The organism is Oligoflexus sp., from assembly GCF_035638955.1.
GTDB lineage: Bacteria > Bdellovibrionota_B > Oligoflexia > Oligoflexales > Oligoflexaceae > Oligoflexus.
The window spans coordinates 1-19,147 of record NZ_DASQYZ010000265.1; the positions used below are offsets into that span (position 1 = coordinate 1).

The 19,147-nt window shown below is 52.2% G+C and carries 17 protein-coding genes and 1 pseudogene; 3 read left to right on the top strand and 15 right to left on the bottom strand.

What is annotated here, in order from left to right; genetic code table 11:
* A pseudogene (locus VE954_RS24505) lies at positions 1 to 969 on the bottom strand (hypothetical protein); the annotation flags it as partial.
* A gap of 269 nt (positions 970 to 1,238) precedes the next feature.
* On the opposite strand from VE954_RS24505, the gene VE954_RS24510 reads away from it, so the two are divergent.
* Positions 1,239 to 2,240, top strand: coding sequence for a questin oxidase family protein (locus VE954_RS24510; protein WP_324957771.1), 1,002 nt, complete (start codon positions 1,239 to 1,241; stop codon positions 2,238 to 2,240).
* Positions 2,241 to 2,376: 136 nt separating this feature from the next.
* Here the strand turns inward: VE954_RS24510 and VE954_RS24515 are convergent, their stop codons facing one another.
* Both VE954_RS24515 and VE954_RS24520 read right to left on the bottom strand, forming a co-directional pair.
* Entirely contained in the window at positions 2,377 to 3,135 is a 759-nt protein-coding gene (locus VE954_RS24515; RefSeq protein WP_324957773.1) for a hypothetical protein, read from the bottom strand.
* Between the two features lie 106 nt (positions 3,136 to 3,241).
* Positions 3,242 to 4,087, bottom strand: coding sequence for a helix-turn-helix transcriptional regulator (locus tag VE954_RS24520; protein WP_324957775.1), 846 nt, complete (start codon positions 4,085 to 4,087; stop codon positions 3,242 to 3,244).
* A gap of 312 nt (positions 4,088 to 4,399) precedes the next feature.
* Here VE954_RS24520 and VE954_RS24525 point away from each other — a divergent pair, with 312 nt between their 5' ends.
* Positions 4,400 to 5,257 carry a helix-turn-helix domain-containing protein gene (locus VE954_RS24525; RefSeq protein WP_324957777.1) on the top strand — a complete coding sequence of 286 codons (858 nt, stop codon included), beginning with the start codon at positions 4,400 to 4,402 and terminating at the stop codon, positions 5,255 to 5,257.
* A 118-nt stretch (positions 5,258 to 5,375) separates the two neighbouring features.
* Here VE954_RS24525 and VE954_RS24530 read toward each other — a convergent pair whose 3' ends face one another.
* Both VE954_RS24530 and VE954_RS24535 read right to left on the bottom strand, forming a co-directional pair.
* A complete protein-coding gene (locus VE954_RS24530) occupies positions 5,376 to 5,930 on the bottom strand; it encodes a GNAT family N-acetyltransferase (protein ID WP_324957779.1) in 555 nt (184 codons plus the stop codon).
* Positions 5,931 to 6,182: 252 nt separating this feature from the next.
* Positions 6,183 to 8,219 (bottom strand): S9 family peptidase, encoded by a 2,037-nt coding sequence (locus VE954_RS24535; RefSeq protein WP_324957781.1) that lies wholly within the window; start codon positions 8,217 to 8,219, stop codon positions 6,183 to 6,185.
* 145 nt (positions 8,220 to 8,364) lie between these two features.
* On the opposite strand from VE954_RS24535, the gene VE954_RS24540 reads away from it, so the two are divergent.
* Positions 8,365 to 8,943 carry a hypothetical protein gene (locus tag VE954_RS24540; RefSeq protein ID WP_324957784.1) on the top strand — a complete coding sequence of 193 codons (579 nt, stop codon included), beginning with the start codon at positions 8,365 to 8,367 and terminating at the stop codon, positions 8,941 to 8,943.
* A gap of 43 nt (positions 8,944 to 8,986) precedes the next feature.
* Here the strand turns inward: VE954_RS24540 and VE954_RS24545 are convergent, their stop codons facing one another.
* From VE954_RS24545 to VE954_RS24590, 10 genes are all read right to left on the bottom strand, one after another.
* Positions 8,987 to 10,702 (bottom strand): ABC transporter substrate-binding protein, encoded by a 1,716-nt coding sequence (locus VE954_RS24545; protein ID WP_324957786.1) that lies wholly within the window; start codon positions 10,700 to 10,702, stop codon positions 8,987 to 8,989.
* A 40-nt stretch (positions 10,703 to 10,742) separates the two neighbouring features.
* Positions 10,743 to 11,015: a DUF2160 domain-containing protein gene (locus VE954_RS24550; protein WP_324957788.1), complete on the bottom strand. Its 273-nt coding sequence runs from the start codon at positions 11,013 to 11,015 to the stop codon at positions 10,743 to 10,745.
* 21 nt (positions 11,016 to 11,036) lie between these two features.
* Positions 11,037 to 11,837, bottom strand: a complete 801-nt coding sequence (locus VE954_RS24555) for a carbohydrate ABC transporter permease (RefSeq protein ID WP_324957790.1) — start codon at positions 11,835 to 11,837, stop codon at positions 11,037 to 11,039.
* Position 11,838: 1 nt separating this feature from the next.
* Positions 11,839 to 12,705 (bottom strand): sugar ABC transporter permease, encoded by an 867-nt coding sequence (locus tag VE954_RS24560; RefSeq protein WP_324957792.1) that lies wholly within the window; start codon positions 12,703 to 12,705, stop codon positions 11,839 to 11,841.
* Between the two features lie 9 nt (positions 12,706 to 12,714).
* On the bottom strand, positions 12,715 to 13,806 hold the full coding sequence (locus VE954_RS24565; RefSeq protein ID WP_324957794.1) for an ABC transporter ATP-binding protein: 1,092 nt from the start codon (positions 13,804 to 13,806) through the stop codon (positions 12,715 to 12,717).
* Between the two features lie 4 nt (positions 13,807 to 13,810).
* A complete protein-coding gene (locus VE954_RS24570) occupies positions 13,811 to 14,899 on the bottom strand; it encodes an ABC transporter ATP-binding protein (RefSeq protein ID WP_324957796.1) in 1,089 nt (362 codons plus the stop codon).
* 177 nt (positions 14,900 to 15,076) lie between these two features.
* Positions 15,077 to 16,213, bottom strand: coding sequence for a glycerate kinase (locus VE954_RS24575; RefSeq protein ID WP_324957798.1), 1,137 nt, complete (start codon positions 16,211 to 16,213; stop codon positions 15,077 to 15,079).
* A gap of 89 nt (positions 16,214 to 16,302) precedes the next feature.
* A complete protein-coding gene (locus VE954_RS24580; protein WP_324957800.1) occupies positions 16,303 to 17,028 on the bottom strand; it encodes a hypothetical protein in 726 nt (241 codons plus the stop codon).
* Entirely contained in the window at positions 17,025 to 18,542 is a 1,518-nt protein-coding gene (locus tag VE954_RS24585) for a hypothetical protein (protein WP_324957802.1), read from the bottom strand. The genes VE954_RS24580 and VE954_RS24585 overlap by 4 nt, the downstream gene beginning before the upstream one ends.
* On the bottom strand, positions 18,539 to 19,135 hold the full coding sequence (locus tag VE954_RS24590; protein WP_324957804.1) for an OmpA/MotB family protein: 597 nt from the start codon (positions 19,133 to 19,135) through the stop codon (positions 18,539 to 18,541). Before VE954_RS24590 ends, VE954_RS24585 begins: the two co-directional genes overlap by 4 nt.
* Positions 19,136 to 19,147: the final 12 nt, after the last annotated feature.

The following is a 19,147-nucleotide window of genomic DNA, read 5'->3' on the forward strand; positions in this document are numbered from 1 at the left end:
CTTGCGTGGATCGGCGTCGGACACATACTGTCCTGGATACCAGACCTCAGGCTGCCAGGGGAAAATATTCTCGACGCGTTGCAAGAGCTTGGGCGTTGCTGGATCTTCAATGTCAATCACCAGAAAATCCACGAAGCTATCAACGTAAAGATAGTGATCAAACATCGCAATATCACGGCTGCCAAGAACCTTGAGGAAGCTGAGCGTTTGGGGAGTTGCCGGATCGCGGTTGTCGATAATATGGATGCCCAGATTGATGTCATTGATCAAAAGCAGATCGCCTTTCACATAGATCTTCCCAGGAGCCACGATGGGCTGAGCGGGGAGGACGGCAAAGGAGGCGCGAAACTCTTCATAGGACATATACTGAGGCAGAGATGGTTCACGATGGAGGTATCCATGCGGATGCTTGGATGTCGCCATGAGGGAAAAGAGTCCAAAGATCGTGCAAGCAGCAGTGAGGCTTCTGGACCAGAATGAGAATGCCTTGAAAGGGCTTGACCCATGAACATCGAGGGAATCCTTATGCCCGGCTGCTGCCAGAGTCCGCGATGCGAGACAGGCCCCCAGGAAACAGGCGACAAGGTCGAGCCAATCAAAACGACCCTGAATAAAATAATGAGCCAGAGCCTGAGGTAGTTTCTGCAGGAACGTTGAATTCTTATCCAGGGCCTGACCCCATTCAAAGATCACGTTCACGAGCAGCCATAGGCCTGGTGCCAGAATAGTTTTGCGCAAGAACAGGCTCGGCATGGCGACTGCGGTCAGTAAGGCCATGGCCCAAACGTGAAGGAGGGAAGGCAGATTGTTTTTTGCGAATTCCGGCAGAGCATCTAGAAAGTCAGTACCGGGGTGAAGCTGAAGGAGGAACGGATAAAAGCTTGTGCGTTGAAAACTGTAGATCATCCAGCCTGCCAATAGCAGGAGGCAGCTCTTTATGATCAATCGATGTAAAGTCCTGGATTTCATTGCCTACCTCATGTGGAACAGTTTGTTGCCCACAAGACGAGGCTGGCTCTGATTTTGCCGCAAGTCGACCGCAAAAAAATTTCGTTTGGTAATTTTGTTAATAATTTCAATCAATTGACGCCGTGAAAACCTGACCAAACTTTCTGCCGAAAAGGTACAAGTCATGGTCGCGATAGAAATCTTGCCACTCCTGTGTTTGGTCAAGTAAAACACCGCATCGTCCGGTAGCCGCAAGGGTCCGCGGACGGAAGCTTTGTGGAGAGAAAATCATGACATACATCATGCGTGCCTTGGAGAATCTGCTGCAAAACGGGCAGGATTTTACTGGTGAATATCGAGCCCAGCTTTCGAATCATCTTCCCATGGCGTTGATTGCGCTGTATCGGTTGGGTGCCGATGAAGCTCGCCTGGACCAGTTTTTCAAAATGTACTCTGACCGACTGGAGATGAAGACAACGACAGGGCTTCCTATGAGTCCGGTCACTTGGGCCAAGAGTCTGGGTCAGCATGAATTTCATGCTGACTTCGCCCTCTTCTTCGCCAAAGAGCTGAATCGTCTCGGCACTCAACAGACCCTCATGACTTATGTTTCCGAGCTGATGGCGGGAGTCGGAGGCGGAGCGTTCCATGGACTCATCCGCCTCGCCTATGGCATCGACATAGGAAGCCCCAGTGAAATCTCGGAAGGGCTTGCCCATTGGGCGGATGCCTATCTGCCTTTAAAGACCGAAGCTGCGGTTTCGTCCTCGTCCGTTTCCTATCAAGAGATTTTAGAGGCGTTCCGGAGAAATCCCAAGTGGGCATCGGTTGAACTTGGTGGGCCCAAAATCTTCACTCGTATGGCAATGGCCGCTGCAGAGCCTGAGTTTCAATCCCTTGCCGGTTCGGTTCAAGGTACCGGGCTGAAGCTCTCCGATCTGTCTCGGGTGGCACTGTCACTCTACGCCTCAACCAACGATTTTACCGCTCTCCATCTGGTGACGTCTTGCCACGCGATGCGACTGGTTCTGCCCTATTGCCGGGACCAGGGCCAAGCGATGGCGAGCTACTGGATGGCATTCACGGCGGCTTATATTACGATAGGCTGTCCCGCTTGCGTTGATTTGGATCGGTCTGCCCACGCCGGGCCTTCGTGGGAGGAGATTGCAGCTCGCGCGGTCCTGTCCGATGACGACCATACCATCAAGCTTGTGTATACATGTCGTGAGGAAGAGGAGTTTTATCAGGAACCGATCTATAGAAAAATAGCTGGGCAGCGAGTCCTTTTATAAAATCAGCAGGCTGGAGTCCTTCGCCGTCGGCCTTGTGAACTCAGTAGCTGCGCCGCCCATACTCGATGGTCAATGGCACTCCCTGGAAATGCGGAAGAAGGCGGGACCGCCCTGCGGATCGCCGCCTGAAGCTGGTTTAAAAACCGGCTGTCTGAATGGGAACGCGGATGAAACTTTCCTTCGCATCCAGGCCATAACCCATCAGCTCCCAACGAGTCCCTTCGGAATCGACGGCGCTGACCAGGCTGGATAGGGGAACGCTGGGATGCACGCAACCGGTCACGCTGCTACTGAAAAAGCTGGTTTGCGCCTGGGATGTCATGCGAAAGCATCGCTTGAATGAGCCGGCTTTGACGTTCGCTGTTTCCACACCGTTCATTCGCGAATTGGACAGGAAGGAAACTTTGCCAATCGCACCACTGATCAGCTGCACAGCTTGCGGAGGCAGCTCGGTGGCTTTCGCCTCGCTGGCATGCCAGTTGATAAGACGCTTGATATGCACAAACTGATCGATCGTGAACGTGTATTTTCCAGTTTTGTTATTCAGCCGGACTTGATCGTCCACATAAGCCAGAGACCGTGCCACCGACTTGCTTCCGGGCGTTATGGTTTCGGTTTCGAACCAAAAACTGCCAGGCTCATCGCCCTGCGCAAGGACCTGCTGGCGGTAGCTGGTTGACTTGCCTGACTTGTCGACCATGAGGTAGTGGGTCCACTGACCGGCCTTGATAGGCTGGGCCGTGTAGCTTGACAGATCGGGGGCCATGGTTTTTTTGGCTGGTGTTTTGGCCAAGGCATCCAGTTCAGCCACCAGCTCTGGTTTGGGTGTGGCTACACAGCCTGTTGCCAGATACACAAGGTAAGATGCTAAAATAGCAGAGATTGATTTTTTCACGCGTCACCCTTTGTCTCAATGTGTCCGTTGATAGTACGGATCCGAAGTCGAGAGCGTGCATACATGGCAAAATAAAGGGTGACGACAGGCAGCCGCCCCAAGCTGATCAGCAAAGGGCCTGTTCACGCAGATCATCCCGCTCGCGTTTTTGCAGAGTCTTATCGGTTCGCAGCGCCCGGGGCGTGCAGTGAAAACGTTTTTTAAAGGCCGCGGTAAACGGGGCGGCTTCTTCGTAACCGACCATTTCCGCAATGGCCGCCACGGATAAGCCACTGGTCAGGAGCAAGGTGTAGGCGCGCTCCAATCGTCTTTCGCGCAGAAATTCGCCGGGATTTTGTCCCATCGCGCTGCTAAAGCGCCGCGTTAAGGTTGAGGGACTTACATTCAAGCTGGCCGCCAGGGTTCCCAAGTCCATGTCAAAATCCTCGCTGCGGTAGAGGAGACGCAGTGCCCGCTGGACCAGGACATCCGATGAACTCGGCTCGTGTATGGGGAAGATCCGACGGCTACCAAAAAACTGGTAATAGACCTCTTTCAACAGTTCGGTCATCACAAACCGGATGCAGAGATTGTCCGTTTTTCCCTTCAGAAACATCTCAAATCGCAAACGATGCAGGAGTTCGTTGATCCAGGTCGTTTCTTGAAAAATGCGCGTCGATTGAAAGATCGAGGCCAGTTCCACCGGATTCAAGCCATGCTCGCTGGCACACATGGTGAAGCTATCGGGGTGGAACTGAAGCATGAACACATCGTCCACTTCAGAATGATGGGCAACGACTTCGGCAAATCCGGCTGGCGCTGCCAGAAAATTCTGATGGTGAAGATTCAAGCCATTGGCCAGTTCGAGATATCCTTTCGGTTCAAATTTATAAATGAGGCACGGTGCTTTCGCCATGATGCGCTCGTGGCCTTTGATCAAAGTGATTTGACCGTAGTCCTGTTTAGAGTCCATCGGTGTGTTCCCCCTCGTGAAGGCCTTGGTCCAAGGCTGCTACAGATGACGCGATTGATGCGGTTCAAGGTCAAAGGCTTTTTGCCAAGAGTGTTCAGGGTTTTGCTTTTCATCGATTGTCACGTGTCGTAGATATATGAATCGATACACAAAGCGTGAGGAAAATAGAGTCGGAAACCAGGCTAAACGCAGCAAAGAATTTGCTTAAATTCTCAACAAACGTGCTCAATGGGTCAAAAAATGGCACAAACCCGGACTATTCGCCTACTTAAAGGTTACATTCTGGAAGGTTTCCAAGATTTGAATGGTCAAATGGGCTTCGCATATTTCCGTGGTCTCGACCTCGAGTTTGAGCTGCCTCGAACGGACAATCCCGTCATTGTTGCTGCCATGAAGTCGGCCGTGATTCAAATCGAAGCTGAACCTTCCCAGAAAAAAATCGTGTCCGACGGCAGAACACTGGTGGTCCTGCCCAGTCAGCAGCAGGTTTGCGTTAAATCTGTGTCACCGCATGCGGAGTTTGCGCTGCTGTTCCCGAATCGGAGCCTGCGGGATAAAGCCTGGGCTTTTTACGATCTGGACGTTGATGATGCCGAGCGGGTCTTTCGAACGACCCGCATCATCGAGCATTCACAATGGATTCGTGAGCTGGTTTTTCGCTATCACTTTGAACGTTTCATCGCCAAGGCTCGGGATAATATCAATACCGGGTTCCTGGAGATGGAATTGGTGAAAGAGATTTTCTACTACTTTAGCGATAAGTCTCTGGCCAAAAACGGTCGACCCCATTTCTATCAGCTCAGTGAAATTTTGCAAAAAACCATCGCCTACATGGAAAGTCATTTAAGTGAGGAGTTGGACTTGGAACGCCTCGCTTACCTGGCCAACACATCGAAATCCACTCTGATGCGGGCCTTTAGCAAAGAGCTCGGCACGACGCCGGCCAGGTTCTTATGGAACTTTCGGTTGGAGGAAGCCAAAACCCTCCTGGAAACAGGCCAGTTTTCAGTTAATGCGGTGTCGGCTCTGGTGGGCTTTATGAATGCAGGCTCATTTACACGGGCTTACAAGAAGGCCTATGGGCAGACGCCCAAGGAGTCGGCTCTCCCCAGGCTTCACCTAAGGCCTTCAGAAGGCGCGGTTCAGTACGAGGTGAACGGGACGTCCTAAATCCAAATCGAAATTGGGCTCGGCGTCCAGGGACTGCAGCATTCCAGTAGAGACGTATTATCGGGAGTTTTACTGTGCCTTATTTTGCTGCAAGTGCCGTGACGGGGCCGTGTTTCCTTCAGTTAGACTTGCGACGATTGATAACCCATTCCTGCTTCGTCTGGCCCCAAGCTTCAATAGGCCAGGTGTTCATAGGAGGAGGGAGGTGGACGGGTCCCTTTAAGGTCGAACCCAGACGCCTGGCCAGGTTCTGTGAGGGGATATTTTTAGGGTCGATGCAATGGATGACCTCGTTCCAACCCAGTTCTGCAAAAGCCCAGTCCATGGCGGCAACTGTACCCTCCAGTGCATAACCTTGACCCCACGCTTCGCGGGCCAATCCCCAGCCAATCTCTGTTCCCGGCCAACCTTCCGGCTGCCAGGGGCCAAGCCGTCCAATCCATTGGCCCGTGCTGCGCTCCAGCACGGAGAACATGGAAAAACCCATAAGGGCCCACGCCCCGGTTACGGTCGCTAAACCGCGCCAGGCCGCAGATCGACTCTGAACTCCCCCTAAAAATCGATTAACGTCCTCGTCAGCAGCAAACGCGGCCCAGGCATCAAAGTCATCATAAGTCGGAGGCCTCAGGATGAGTCTATCAGTGAGTAGAGTCGGTCCTAACACAACAGCCATTGAACTTTTCCCTCCTGCGAGGCGTGTCTATACCATAAATTTCATAGCCTTTTTTTCAAGAAGGTGCAATCGAGAGGGTCATCCCATACCAAGGATGGTCCATGTGCGGCGCTAAACGCCGCTCAAGAGGGTAGGGAAGAGGGATCAAGTGTTGATCTCGCGCGAAGAGAATTTCGCTGATTAAGGTATCGTACAGCCTCTATGGAGGGCTGCAGGTCATGCCTCCAGCCCTGGACATAGCCAAAACCCAAGTTACTTCTTGATAGCGTCGAACGCTTCCTTCAGTCCAGGGATATGCTCGCGCCCCTCCGGTAACTGCAGCGAAGAGCCAACGATGTCCTTGCCTATAGGCTGAGCGGCTGTGCCCAGACACTTGGCGAAAAAGTTTTCTGTCAGGCTATTAAAGCTGATGCGATTCTCTGGGATGTGAAATCCATGACCCTCGTCTGGATAGAGAGCGTAGGTTACTGGAATCGATTTTGCCTTCATCGCGGCCACGATCTGATCAGATTCCTTCTGGGTCACTCGTGGATCATTGGCGCCCTGACCAATCAGAAGAGGTTTCTTGATTTGATTCACTTTGGTGATCGGAGACCTTGCCATGAGGTCCTTTTTATCCGCTTCTATGGACGGATTGCCAGCCCACTTGTACCAGGTCTTATCCAGGAAGGGCTGCCAGTAGGCCGGGAAGCTTTCGATCAGCGTGACAAGGTTTGAGGGACCGACTATATCGACGCCACAGGCAAAGATGTCAGGCGTGAAGGTCATGCCAACCAGGGTTGCATAGCCTCCATAAGAACCACCCATGATGCCGACTTTGTCCTTCTGGGCGATACCCTGTTTGATTGCCCAGTTGACACCATCCAGCAGATCATTGTGCATGGCTCCTGCCAATTCCCGCTTGGCCTTATTGATGAAGTCCTTGCCGAACCCGGTACTTCCCCGATAGTTCACTGACAGGACTGCCATGCCGCGGTTCGCCAACCACTGGTGGGTGGAATTGTAGCCAAATGAATCGCGCGCCCACGGGCCGCCGTGAACAAGGAGAACCAATGGCAGAGCCTTGGCCGGCTTGCCATCACCATCTGAATCTGCATCGGGAGGCAAACTTAAATAAGAGGGAAGAATGGTGCCATCACGTGCCTCAATTTCAACGGGGTGCATGGGAGCGAGGCGCTTGCCTTCCAATTCCGGTCGCGACGTGAACAGTTTTGTCAGCTTTTTGGCCTGAGGCTCGTACAGATAGTACGCAACGGGCTCGGTGACGCGATCAATGGCAAGCACCCAATGCTTATTATCATTGGTTCGACTGTGAAGGCTCCAGACACCGCGTGCTTCGCGCTTCAGAAAATCCAGATCGGGCTGAATTCGGGTATCAATGGCGGTCCAATCCTGAGTCAGGTAGTTCTCCATGGCAGCCATAGGTTTTAGCGTCTCGGGATCATCGATAGTATCGGCAATGTCAGCTTTTTTTCCAGCCGCCAGAACTTCAACCTTACCCGACTTCATATCGATTTGAGTCAGCGAAACCTTATCGCGGTTGCGGCTGTCTGTGATATAGAGCAGCTGGCCCTTCCGGTCAAAACCCATAACATCAGTCGTCAGCGAATCATCGCTTGGTACGCTCTGAAAGGGTTTTGTTTCGACTTTGCCGCTGCTATCGATCCTGTAGATATCAATGCCACCGCCTGCGAGTGGTTTCGTTACGACGCGTACGGTAAGACTGTCATCAGCAACAAAATTCTGAAAGCCTTCATTCTTAAAAACGAGTTTGCGTTCACCGGTTTTGAGATTAATCCGATGCACATCACGGTATTTAGGATCGCGGTCATTCATGGCCACAAGAATGTCATGCTTATGGAATTTTGAGGTGTGGAGAATGGAGGCCGTCACCTTACCCTCGGGTGTGAGGGGACTCACTTTTGCGCTGGTCACGTCGAGTGAATATATTCGCCAATTTTCGTCGCCATTATTATCCTGGGCATAGAGAATCTGGCTGCCGTTTTCGGCCCAGGTGTAGGAACGGATGCCTCGCTTTTTATCGTGCGTTAAGGGTTTGGCATTTTCCCATTGGCCAAAAGGCGCTACCCAAATATTGAGAACGCCGTCTCGTGGCGCGATATAGGCCAACCAGCGACCGTCCGGCGAAAGCGTAACGCTAACCCGGGTCGGGTTTCCAAAGATGTCGCTACGAGGAATAAGGGTTTCAGCCTTGTTGACTGTGGCGAATGCGGAGGGCATTGACGCCGCCAGGAAAGCGGAAGTAACCCATATCTTACGAACTGACATAGAATCTCCTGAATGCTTGAGGCCAAAAAAGAACATACTCATCACAATAGACAACGATCCGGGCCTTTTGTTGCTGTATTTTTTGAAAAAATTTTTCATGATGAGCTCGTCTTGGGCGTTAACTCCTAAATTGAAGAGCGCATTGATGCCAAAACAAGCTTATTATCTGCTCATATTCACCGGTCTCATGACGACCCCCGTCACAGCCAGGCCGCAGGATGACTTTTTTGAGAGTTTGAAAAAGCACTGTGGGAAATCCTATGAAGGGCAAGTCGTCAAACACAATAAGTCGGACGAATCCTGGTTAAAAGAAAAGAAGGTGATTCACATTCGCGACTGTTCGGACACGGAAATTCGTATCCCGCTCCATGTTGGTGAAAATCGTTCGCGTACCTGGATCATTACGCGCACGGACAAGGGTTTGCGTCTGAAGCACGATCATCGACACCAGGATGGCAAGCACGAAGCGGTCACGATGTATGGCGGCGATACGAAGGATCAGGGGACAGCAACGAGCCAAAGCTTCCCCGCAGATGAGGAAACGAAATCACTGTTTTTGAAGAATGACCTCAAGGTGGCTGTGGAAAATGTATGGAAACTTGAGATCGAGCCAGCCAAACGGCTGAGCTACGCGCTCAACCGCGAAGCTCGGGATTTTCGTATTGATTTTGATCTGACCAAGGAGGTGGCTACACCCCCTCCGGTTTGGGGACACAAGAAATGAATGCTGGGCTGCAACTGCCCCGTAAAACTCCATAGCAATGGATTTAAATGGAACGTCCTGCTTTCCAGGCTTTGAGCAGTTCACTGTAGCGAACGGTCTCACCCTGGGGTTTTTCGTTCGCCAGTTTGTCCTTCGGTGCACCGGGTTTTTTCAACCAGGCGCTGGCGTCAGTTTTTGGATTGAGCTTGGGCCCGCACGCCCCTTGCACGTTGGCCCGTTCCAATCGCTCAAGAATTTTATCCTGGGCCTCAGCCAGTCCATCCAGGGCAGCCTGTGGCGTTTTTTCACCACTGACCGCTTCAGCTATGTACTGCCACCAAAGTTGCGCCAGCTTCGGATAATCAGGGACATTGGTACCGGTCGGTGTCCATTGCGTGCGGGCAGGGCTGTTATAGAATTCGACCAGGCCACCCAGTTTCTTACCGGCTTCCTGCATTTCCTTGGACTTCAGATCGGAATCACGAATCGGTGTCAAACCCACTAAGGTTTTTTTCAAGGAGACTGTTTTCGCGACCGTGAACTGTGCGTAGAGCCAGGCTGCCTTGCGACGATCCAACGGCGTGCTCTTCATCAGGGTCCAGGAGCCAGCGTCCTGATATCCCAGTTTCATGCCTTCCTCCCAATAAGGGCCTTTCGGAGACGGCGCCATTCGCCACTTCGGCGTTCCATCTTTATTGACCACGGGCAATCCCGGTTTCGTCATGTCCGCAGTGAAGGCTGTGTACCAGAAAATCTGTTGTGCAATCTGCCCCTGAGCAGGAACCGGTCCAGCTTCCGAGAACGTCATCCCGGGTGCCTCAGGTGGAGCATATTTACGAAGCCATTCGATATATTTGGTCGTGGCATAGACAGCGGATGGGCCGTTGGTTTCACCGCCGCGGGCGACACTCGACCCAACCGGTCGACAGCCTTCCGCGCGAATGCCCCATTCATCGACCGGCAGGCCGTTCGGAATGCCTTTATCGCCCGTTCCGGCCATGGAGAGCCAGGCATCGGTAAAACGCCAGCCCAGGGACGGATCCTTCTTTCCATAATCCATGTGGCCGTAAACCCGCTTTCCATCCAGCTCCTTGACATGAACGGAAAAAAATTCGGCGATATCTTCATAGGCTGACCAGTTTTTCGGCACACCCAGATCATAACCATAGATGCCTTTGAATTTTTTCTGCAGTTCAGGACGTTCGAACCAGTCAGCCCGAAACCAGTAGAGGTTGGCAAACTGCTGGTCAGGCAACTGGTACACTTTGCCATCAGGTCCTGTGGTGAACGAAAGTCCAATGAAGTCTTTTATATCCAGCGTTGGCAAGGTGACATCCTTTCCTTCGCCGGCCATGAAATCGCTGATCGGCACCACCTTTCCATAGCGAAAATGCGTCCCGATCAAATCAGAATCATTCACATAGGCATCATAGATATTGCGATCCGACTGCATTTGAGTCTGCAGTTTTTCAACAACATCACCTTCCTGAATCAGGTCATGGCTGAGTTTGATGCCGGTGATTTCAGTAAAGGCCTTGGCCAGGACTTTGGCTTCGTATTCATGGGTCGTCAGGGTTTCCGACGCCACTTTGATTTCCATGCCTCGAAAGGGTTTCGCGGCTTCAATGAACCACTGCATTTCCTTGAGCTGATCGGCTTGGCTCAAGGTGGACGGTTTGAATTCAGAATCAACCCATTTTTTAGCGGCATCGCTGAACGAATCAGCTAAGGCGAGGCTGCTGGCACTCGCAAGAAAAATCGCCAGGACTTTCTGCATCATGACACTCCTGTGATGGGATCAGAGTCGGCATGGCCGGCGCTTATCCCCATTTTATGATCAGGATCAACCCAAGCAGCGAGATTGCCGATGCAAACCAGCTGCTCCAATCCGTTAACCCCACAACGATAAGATGAACAAATGCACTTCCAAGAAGGCCCATGAAAAGCCGATCGCCCCGTGTGGTTTGAATCGGCAGATAGCCTCGCCGCTCACCGCTTGGGCTGACTAATTCCCACAGCGTCATACCCGCTAAAAGAGCTGCTATACCTGCAAAAAAAAGTGCCGTGGGCAGAGTCCAGGCCATCCATTCCATCGTCAACCTCCCTAGGTCTTGTCAGACACGGCCCAAGGCGAAGCCCTTGGCTATGTGATTCCGTACAAACCAGATAACCAGAATGCCCGGTAGGATGGTGAGCACGCCCGCTGCTGCCAGCACGCCCCAATCAATTCCCGAGGCGCTCACCGTGCGTGTCATAACCGCGGAAATAGGCTTGGCATTGACCGATGTCAAAGTCCGCGCGAGCAGCAACTCAACCCAGCTGAACATGAAGCAAAAAAATGCAGTGACACCGATCCCAGAGCGAATGAGCGGCAGAAATATCGTGATAAAGAAGCGTGGAAAGCTGTAGCCATCGATCGAGGCCGTTTCATCAATCTCCTTCGGCACGCCCGACATGAATCCTTCCAGAATCCAAACCGCGAGTGGAATATTGAAAAGGCAGTGGGCCAGCGCCACAGCTAAATGGGTATCGAATAAACCTATGCTCGAATAAAGCTGGAAAAATGGCAGTAGAAAAACCGCCGGTGGCGCCATGCGATTCGTCAGCAGCCAAAAGAAGAGGTGCTTATCACCGATAAACCGGTAGCGGGAAAAAGCGTAGGCGGCGGGTAAGGCGACCAGCAAAGACATGATGGTATTGAGACTAACGTAGGACATGGAATTGATGTAGCCCGTATACCACGAAGGATCGGTAAAAATAGTCTGATAATTGCCCATGGTAAAGTCTTGCGGCCACGCCGTCAGCACGTTGAGGATTTCATTGTTCGTTTTGAACGACATGTTGAGAAGCCAATAAATCGGTGTCAAAACGAAAAGCGTATAAAAAAGCAATCCCAGAGTCTTAAGTTTCGGCATGCTATTCCTCCTTACCGACATGCATCATCGCTGCATAGAACACCCAGCAGATCAGTAAAATGATCAGAAAGTAAATCAAGGAGAACGCTGCAGCCGGTCCAAGATCGAACTGTCCGACGGCCATTTTCGTAAGCGATTGACTTAAGAACGTTGTGGAGTTGCCTGGGCCTCCACCGGTTAGAACAAAAGGCTCGGTGTAAATCATAAAACTGTCCATGAAGCGCAGCAGAACACCGATCAGAAGCACACTTTTCAATTTCGGCAACTCTATGTAACGAAAAATGGACCAGCGGGAGGCGCGGTCGATGCGAGCCGCCTGGTAGTAGACACTCGGGATCGCTCGCAAACCGGAATAGACCAGCAGGGCCACTAAAGGGGTCCAGTGCCACACGTCCATCAGCAGCACGGTTAGCCAGGCATCGGATGGATTCGACGCATAATTATAAGGGATGCCGGCGTTGTTCAAGGCCCAGCCGAATAAACCGATATCAGCCCGTCCGAAAACTTGCCAGATTGTGCCAACCACGTTCCATGGAATGAGGAGGGGCAGCGCCAGAATAATAAGAGACAGCGTGGCTCCTTTACCCTGGGACGGCATCATCAATCCGACCAGAATGCCGAGTGGAATTTCAATGATCAGAACGGACAGCGTGAAAACAAACTGCCTGAACAGAGCATCATGCAGGCTCGGGCTGCGTAGGGTCTCGCGAAACCATTGCAGGCCCACAAAGTAGCGGTTGGTCTGATCGAATATATCCTGAACAGAATAATTGACTACGGTCATCAAGGGAATGATGGCACTGAAAGCTACGAGACCAAACACGGGAAGAACCAGCAGCCATGCGTTGTTGTTAGGTACTTTTTGCATTCATGTCCTCTATACTTCAACCAGGAGACTGTCGGCATAAAGCTTGAGCCTGGCCTCGGGAAACTCGAGCAGGACCTCATTTTCAGGGACGTTTTGATCTTCATCCAATCGCGCTTTGATGCGATGGGTCCCTAATTCCACCGTCAGGATTTTATATGTACCCCGATCCTCGACACCCAGGACTTTGCCATGAAGCGCGTGCTCGTGGTGCTGTTTCGCAACACGAACAAATTCCGGGCGAATTCCGATTTGCAGGCGCTGCGGTGATAATGATCGAAGTCTGGAAGCCAACTCCTTCTTGATGGGCAGACGATCTTTCCCTAACACCAGGAAATCACCTTCAAGAACGGCATCAATGAAGTTCATGCCAGGGCTGCCAATGAAATAACCCACAAAGGTGTGTTGGGGGTTTTCAAAGAGCTCACGCGGCGTGCCGAATTGTACGATTTGTCCGGCATACATGACTGCAATCTTGTCAGCAAAAGTGGAAGCCTCAAGCTGATCATGCGTGACATAGACCATCGTAATATTGAACTGCTTATGGATCTGCTTCAGCTTGCGACGCAATTTGCCCTTCAGGTGCGGATCAATCACAGTCAAGGGCTCATCAAAAAGGATCGCGGAAACATCATCGCGAACCAGCCCCCGTCCCAGCGAGACCTTTTGTTTCTCATCGGCCGTCAGTCCTTTGGCTTTTTTCCGCAGAAGGCTTGTCAGCTCCAACACTTCGGCGACTTCCTTCACTTTGATCCGGATTTTCTCTTCACTCACTCTCTGGTTGCGTAGCGGAAAGGCCAGATTGTCGAAAACCGTCATCGTGTCGTAAATCACGGGAAACTGAAAAACCTGGGCAATATTGCGTTTCTCCGGTGGTACATGGTTCACCTCCTGGCCATCGAAGAGGACTTTGCCTTCTGATGGCGTCAGGAGTCCGGAGATAATGCTCAGGAGAGTTGATTTCCCGCAACCTGAAGGTCCGAGAAGGGCATAGGTTCCACCCTGAGGCCAGGTATGGTCCAAAGGGCGAATGGCGTAATCACTGTCAACTTTCGGAGAACCAAGGTAGCTATGCGCCAGCCCCAGAAGTTTTATTTCGGCCATCGCTTCATCCTTGTGCTGCACTTCGGGGTATATGAATCAGATCACCATCTGGCGTAAAAACGAATAATTTGTGAGTAGGCAGATAGATGGGAAGGCTTGCATCCACTTCAAACTGATGCACGCCTTCCAGATGCAGGACCATGTCTGTCTCCCTATGTTTCACATGCAAAAAAGTTTCGGAGCCACTGATTTCGGCCAGGTCGACCGTAACGCCCAGTTCGAGGTCATGAGGGTGAGCAGGCCGCAGAGAAAGGTGATGAGGCCGGATGCCGAACAGATAATGGCCAGTTGGTAGATGCTTCAGATCGGAATTCAAGGGAAAGTGGACCTGATTGTCGAACGTGACTTCATCGGCTGCCACCTGGCCCGAAAAGAGATTGATCGGTGGCTCGCTGAAGAGGCTCGCTGCAAGCGCCGTCGTGGGTTTCTGATAGACCTGGGCTGTTGGCCCTTGTTGGACGACTCGTCCTTCATGCAGCACTGTGGTCATACCACCCAAAGCCAGGGCTTCGCTGGGTTCGCTGGTGGAATAGATAACCAGAGTCTTGCGTAATGTGAAGATTTCGCGCATCTCTTCACGTAATTCCTCCCGTAGCTTGTAATCCAAATTCACTAAAGGTTCATCGAGCAGGATAAGATCGGCTTCTTTCACCAGGGCGCGGGCCATAGCGGTGCGCTGCTGCTGGCCACCGGAAAGCTCCAGAGGGTAACGCTGCAGATAAGGTTCGATGCCTAACTTTACGGCAGTGGCACGGACGCGCCCTTCTATCTGGCTCTTATCGATTTTTTGCAGTTTCAATGGGGAGGCGATGTTCTCGAAGACAGTGAGATTGGGGTAATTGATGAACTGCTGATAGACCATGGATACATTGCGTTTGCGAACGGAAACGCCGGTAACATCGACCCCGTTCGCGAGAATACGGCCTGATGTGGGCCAATCCAATCCCGCTATCAACCGCATCAGCGTGGTTTTGCCAGCCAGCGTACGACCCAACAGAACTTGAAAAGTTCCTGCTGCAAAGTTCAGCGAGAGATCATTGATATGCGTCTCCCCGCCGACAACCTTGGTGATATGCTCCATTATCAGTGACATGGTGTGAAACCTTTTCTATTCCAATTTACGATGCTGAAGTTTGATCAGTCCGAGGAAAAAGTATAGAGATACTTTTCGAACGCAGAAAAATATGTAGCGCGATCACTCACTTTGGAGTGACGCTGCTACGTATGGAATAATTTACACTTTACATGATTGTTAGCGAATGCTACCCAGTCAGGAAAGTCGAGACGAGAGAATCAAGGCTAGAACGCGCTGAATCGTTTGATAAAGAAAATGAGGTGCTTCGGTCAAGGCCCGCTCTAAACTGCAGGGCTCGGGTATGATGGGAAATATGTGGCAATTCTTCAGTGCAACAGGGTCCAACGTTAGGGCCCCACAGAAAGCCAGCACCGGAATGTTGTACTGCTCGGCTAGCTCGGTCACGCGACTGAGAAGTTTTCCGTGTAGACTTTGTTCATCAATACGTCCTTCGCCAGTAATGAGCCAGTCATAGCCCTCATCACTGAGGCGCTGAGGCAAACGATGGAGATCTGCAATGAGATCAAAGCCACTTTTTATTTCAGCCCGGCAGAGGCTCAACAAGGCAAAACCTAGACCACCGGCGGCACCCGCGCCTGGATGATCACGAAAGCGTTTTTGCGTCAAACCCTCCACACAATCGGCAAAATGGGTTAACGCTTGTTCCAGTTCTGCAATCATCGTAGGGGTTGCACCTTTCTGTGGTCCATAGACATGCGATGCCCCGAGGGGACCCAGCAAGGGATTCGTGACATCGCAGGCAACCTGGATGTGGCAGTGATGAAGCTGGGGGTGAACCGAAGAACTATCCATGCGAGCCAGCTTTTTTAGCGAGACTGGTCCTGGGGGTAAAGCTGATCCTTGTTCGTCAAAGAATCCAAACCCGAGTGCCTCCAGCATCCCAAAGCCTCCGTCATTGGTGGCTGACCCACCTATGCCGAGGATAATCCGTTCTGCGCCTCGTTCCAAAGCGTGAATCAGAAGTTCTCCTGTTCCATAACTGGTGGCAAGGAGCGGATTACGGGTTGCGGGCGGAACCAGCGGCAGTCCAGAGGCACTTGCCATTTCCATGAAGGCTAATTTGTCTCGTTCGCAATAGCCAAAAAAAGCTGTTACCTTCTGTCTCATGGGACCTGTGACCTGACAGCTGATCTTTTCACCTCCAAGACCCGCCAGCAATGCTTCAGTCGTACCTTCGCCGCCATCAGCCATAGGTAGACTACGGACAACAATATCCGGTCTTAATGCATGAATGGCGTTCTGTGTGATGGCGCAAAACTCTGCAGCGGTGATACTGCCTTTGAAAGAATCAGGGGCCACTAGTATTTTCATAGGATCATTTCCTATGGGATGGTAGCTGGTGGAACACTTGCTGGTATTTATAGCCTGTTTTTTTGGAATCGGCCAGCCCTGGTCCGATTTCAATCATTTCTGCCGATGAACAAACCTATAAGAGCGGCGCAGCTCTGGTAGCTGAGATGCCCTTGCCGCGCCTTGTTCTGACAATAGTCGTCGATGCCGAGCGCAAGGCAATGGAAGTCGTTGGCGTTGCAAGCGCCGGCCTTGCTCAGGCTGAAGGCTGCGACGAGACTCCCGTAGCGATAATCCAAGGCCTTATTCATAGGTTCTCCGCGAGCCATCATTTCATAACGCTCGCGGGCCGAGATGAATCGGTTGGCGTTGAGTCGTTCAACCACCAGCGCATCGATCATGGACAGGCAAGCTCCCTGATTGGGGCTGATGGAACAGATGTGGGCCGCGGCTTCGAATGAGCAGCTTAGGGCCAGTGTGGGATCAGAGCTGCGGCAAACGCCTGAGAATACGGCCTCGGCTTCGGTTTGCAGACGCATGCGTTCCGTTTCGGGCAGAGAGCGAACGGATTGGATCAAGCGCTCCAGATACTGGATGCGTAGGTCGGGGTTTGCCTGCGGCTTTACTGTTTTATGTGCGACCATTGGAGGCTTGGGCACTGGCGTTGGTTCCACCGGTGCCGTTACCGGTTCGGCTGGCAGGGGCTCCTCAGGTTCCGGAGTCGGGATCACGGGCACGATGATACGATCGAACAAACCTCGTGTCGAGGGTTTGATGCGATCATCCGCGGCCTGCGCGGCTGACGCCAGCGTCAGAAGAAAAAGCAGGGCCTTCATGGTTTTTCCTCGTTCTGCCGGTAAGCCTTGCGGAAACGGCTCACGAAGTTGGCGATATGTGGTTGCCAGGGATAAACATCCATATACTGCGGATAGCGATAGACCCATTGATCACCAGCCAGCACATCACTGGAACGGAGCAGCTCGAACTTCGCCAGCATCAAGTTATCGCCGCTGCGAGCGATTTCACTCTGGAAGCGATCCTCACTCAAATTGAGGGGGCGGTTGCGATCCAGATTGTTGTAGGCGAATTCTGGAACAAAGACCTGGGCCACAGCCGCAAACAATTCGTTCGACGGAAAAATTCCATCCGGGCCAGCGGTTGGTAGAGTGACAGCATCGACTTTAAAAGTCTGTCCGGCATAGGACAGCGTGCCATGCGCGGGAGCGGATCCTGCTGCCACCAGGCAGTGAAAGCTTACAAGCGGTTTGGGTCTTTTCATCACGGCATCGATCGATTGACGGACATCATAGGTATCCAACGCGGCTTCACCCTTACTCATCAATTCAGAACAGGTATTCGCCGCCGCGCCCCAATGAATAATATAGGGTCGGCAATAATCGGCATTGCGACCCACGGCGGGACTGAAGAGCAGATGATTCAGTGTATCTTCAAGCTGAGCACCCGGTTCCGCGCCCTGCTCGGTCATGCGAAAACGTAGTTCGCGCAATTCATCCTGGCAATGGTTTGGATGCAAGCGGCGCCGCGCTTTGGTAAGCCAACTGCCGGGTTCCGGTAGATCGGTGAAGATGTGAATGACCGAACGCGGCACACCAAGAAAGCCCTGGACATGGCTTTCGACCAGCTCAGGCAGCTTTTCGGTATCGACTTTCAAAGGCGAAGAACCGGTCAGAAGAGTCTTGATGAAACGCTCGACCAAACGATAGGAATAGTGAGCCGCAGGCTCGTCCCACTGCCTGTGGGTACAGATCTCTTCGTCTTGATCAGCGGGATCATCGGCACAATCCCCCAGATCCTTGGTATATCCTAGCGCAAAAGCTTTTTTCACCAGTTCACAGCCCATTTTCGGCGGTTTGGCGACGACGATCTCTTCGCCTTCCTTGCGGCAAATGTGACCGTAGTCTTTGGTCATGTTGTGATAGAAATGCTGCAGCAGAACCAGACTGCGATTCTGCAGAATGATCAGGCCGAAGACGAGAAGACCAAGACCCGAGATCAAAGCGAAACTGACCCGACCGAACTCGCTGGCCGACTCTTCATCCTGGACACCCATCCAGATGCCGTAACCCTTGACTGTAAGAAGCGGCAGCGAACCAGGACGACGGTATTCATGACGCCCGATAGCCAGATGATAGGGGCTTTCGCGGCCGCTGCGCAGGAAAAATGCCAGTCCAAGACTGATAAAGCTCGCCAGGCAACCGATCAGCCACAGGACCTCGGGCTGGAGCGACAGCACGCGCCTGATATCGAACAGGTGCTGCACGCCGGCGAACGCGATCAGACCCGCTACCACGAGTCCGAGGACGAGACTTTTAAGTCCGATGCGGATCATGGTTCCTCTTTAAACTGATTGATGAGTCGGTCTTCGATCTGAATGCGACGGTTCTTGGCGTTGGCCTGATCCATGGCAGCCTTTTGAAAACTGGATACGGATCCTTCGATTTTCGGTACTTCATGGATCGGCAGGTTGTCGGCATGCGAACAGATCACGACGTGATCGGGAACATCCTTGCCGTACTGCGCGATCTGCTTATAGGTGGTCATCGCACGTTCAAAGCCCAGGACGAAGTTTTTATCCTTCTGGCCTTGAGCATCGGTATGACCATGGATGAAGAGCACCCGTTTGACGAGTCCGTTGGTCTTGAAGTTCAAAGTGCTCTCGGCATCATCCTGGAACAGTTTGGCAAACACAGACCGCCCTTCGGGCGAAAGCTGCGTTTGACCGGGACGGAAGAGAACGTCTCCGGGAAGGTTCACCATGCGGGTCGAGACATCGCCGACGGTTTCGCTGATGCCTTTGCTTTGGGCTTGACTCAACGACCAAAAGATCACAAAGAAGATCATAATATTGGTCATCAAATCGATATAGGCTGTCTGCCAGAGCTCACTGGCACCATGCCTCTTGCGGCGAATGGGCGCTCTCATGACTGAACCTCG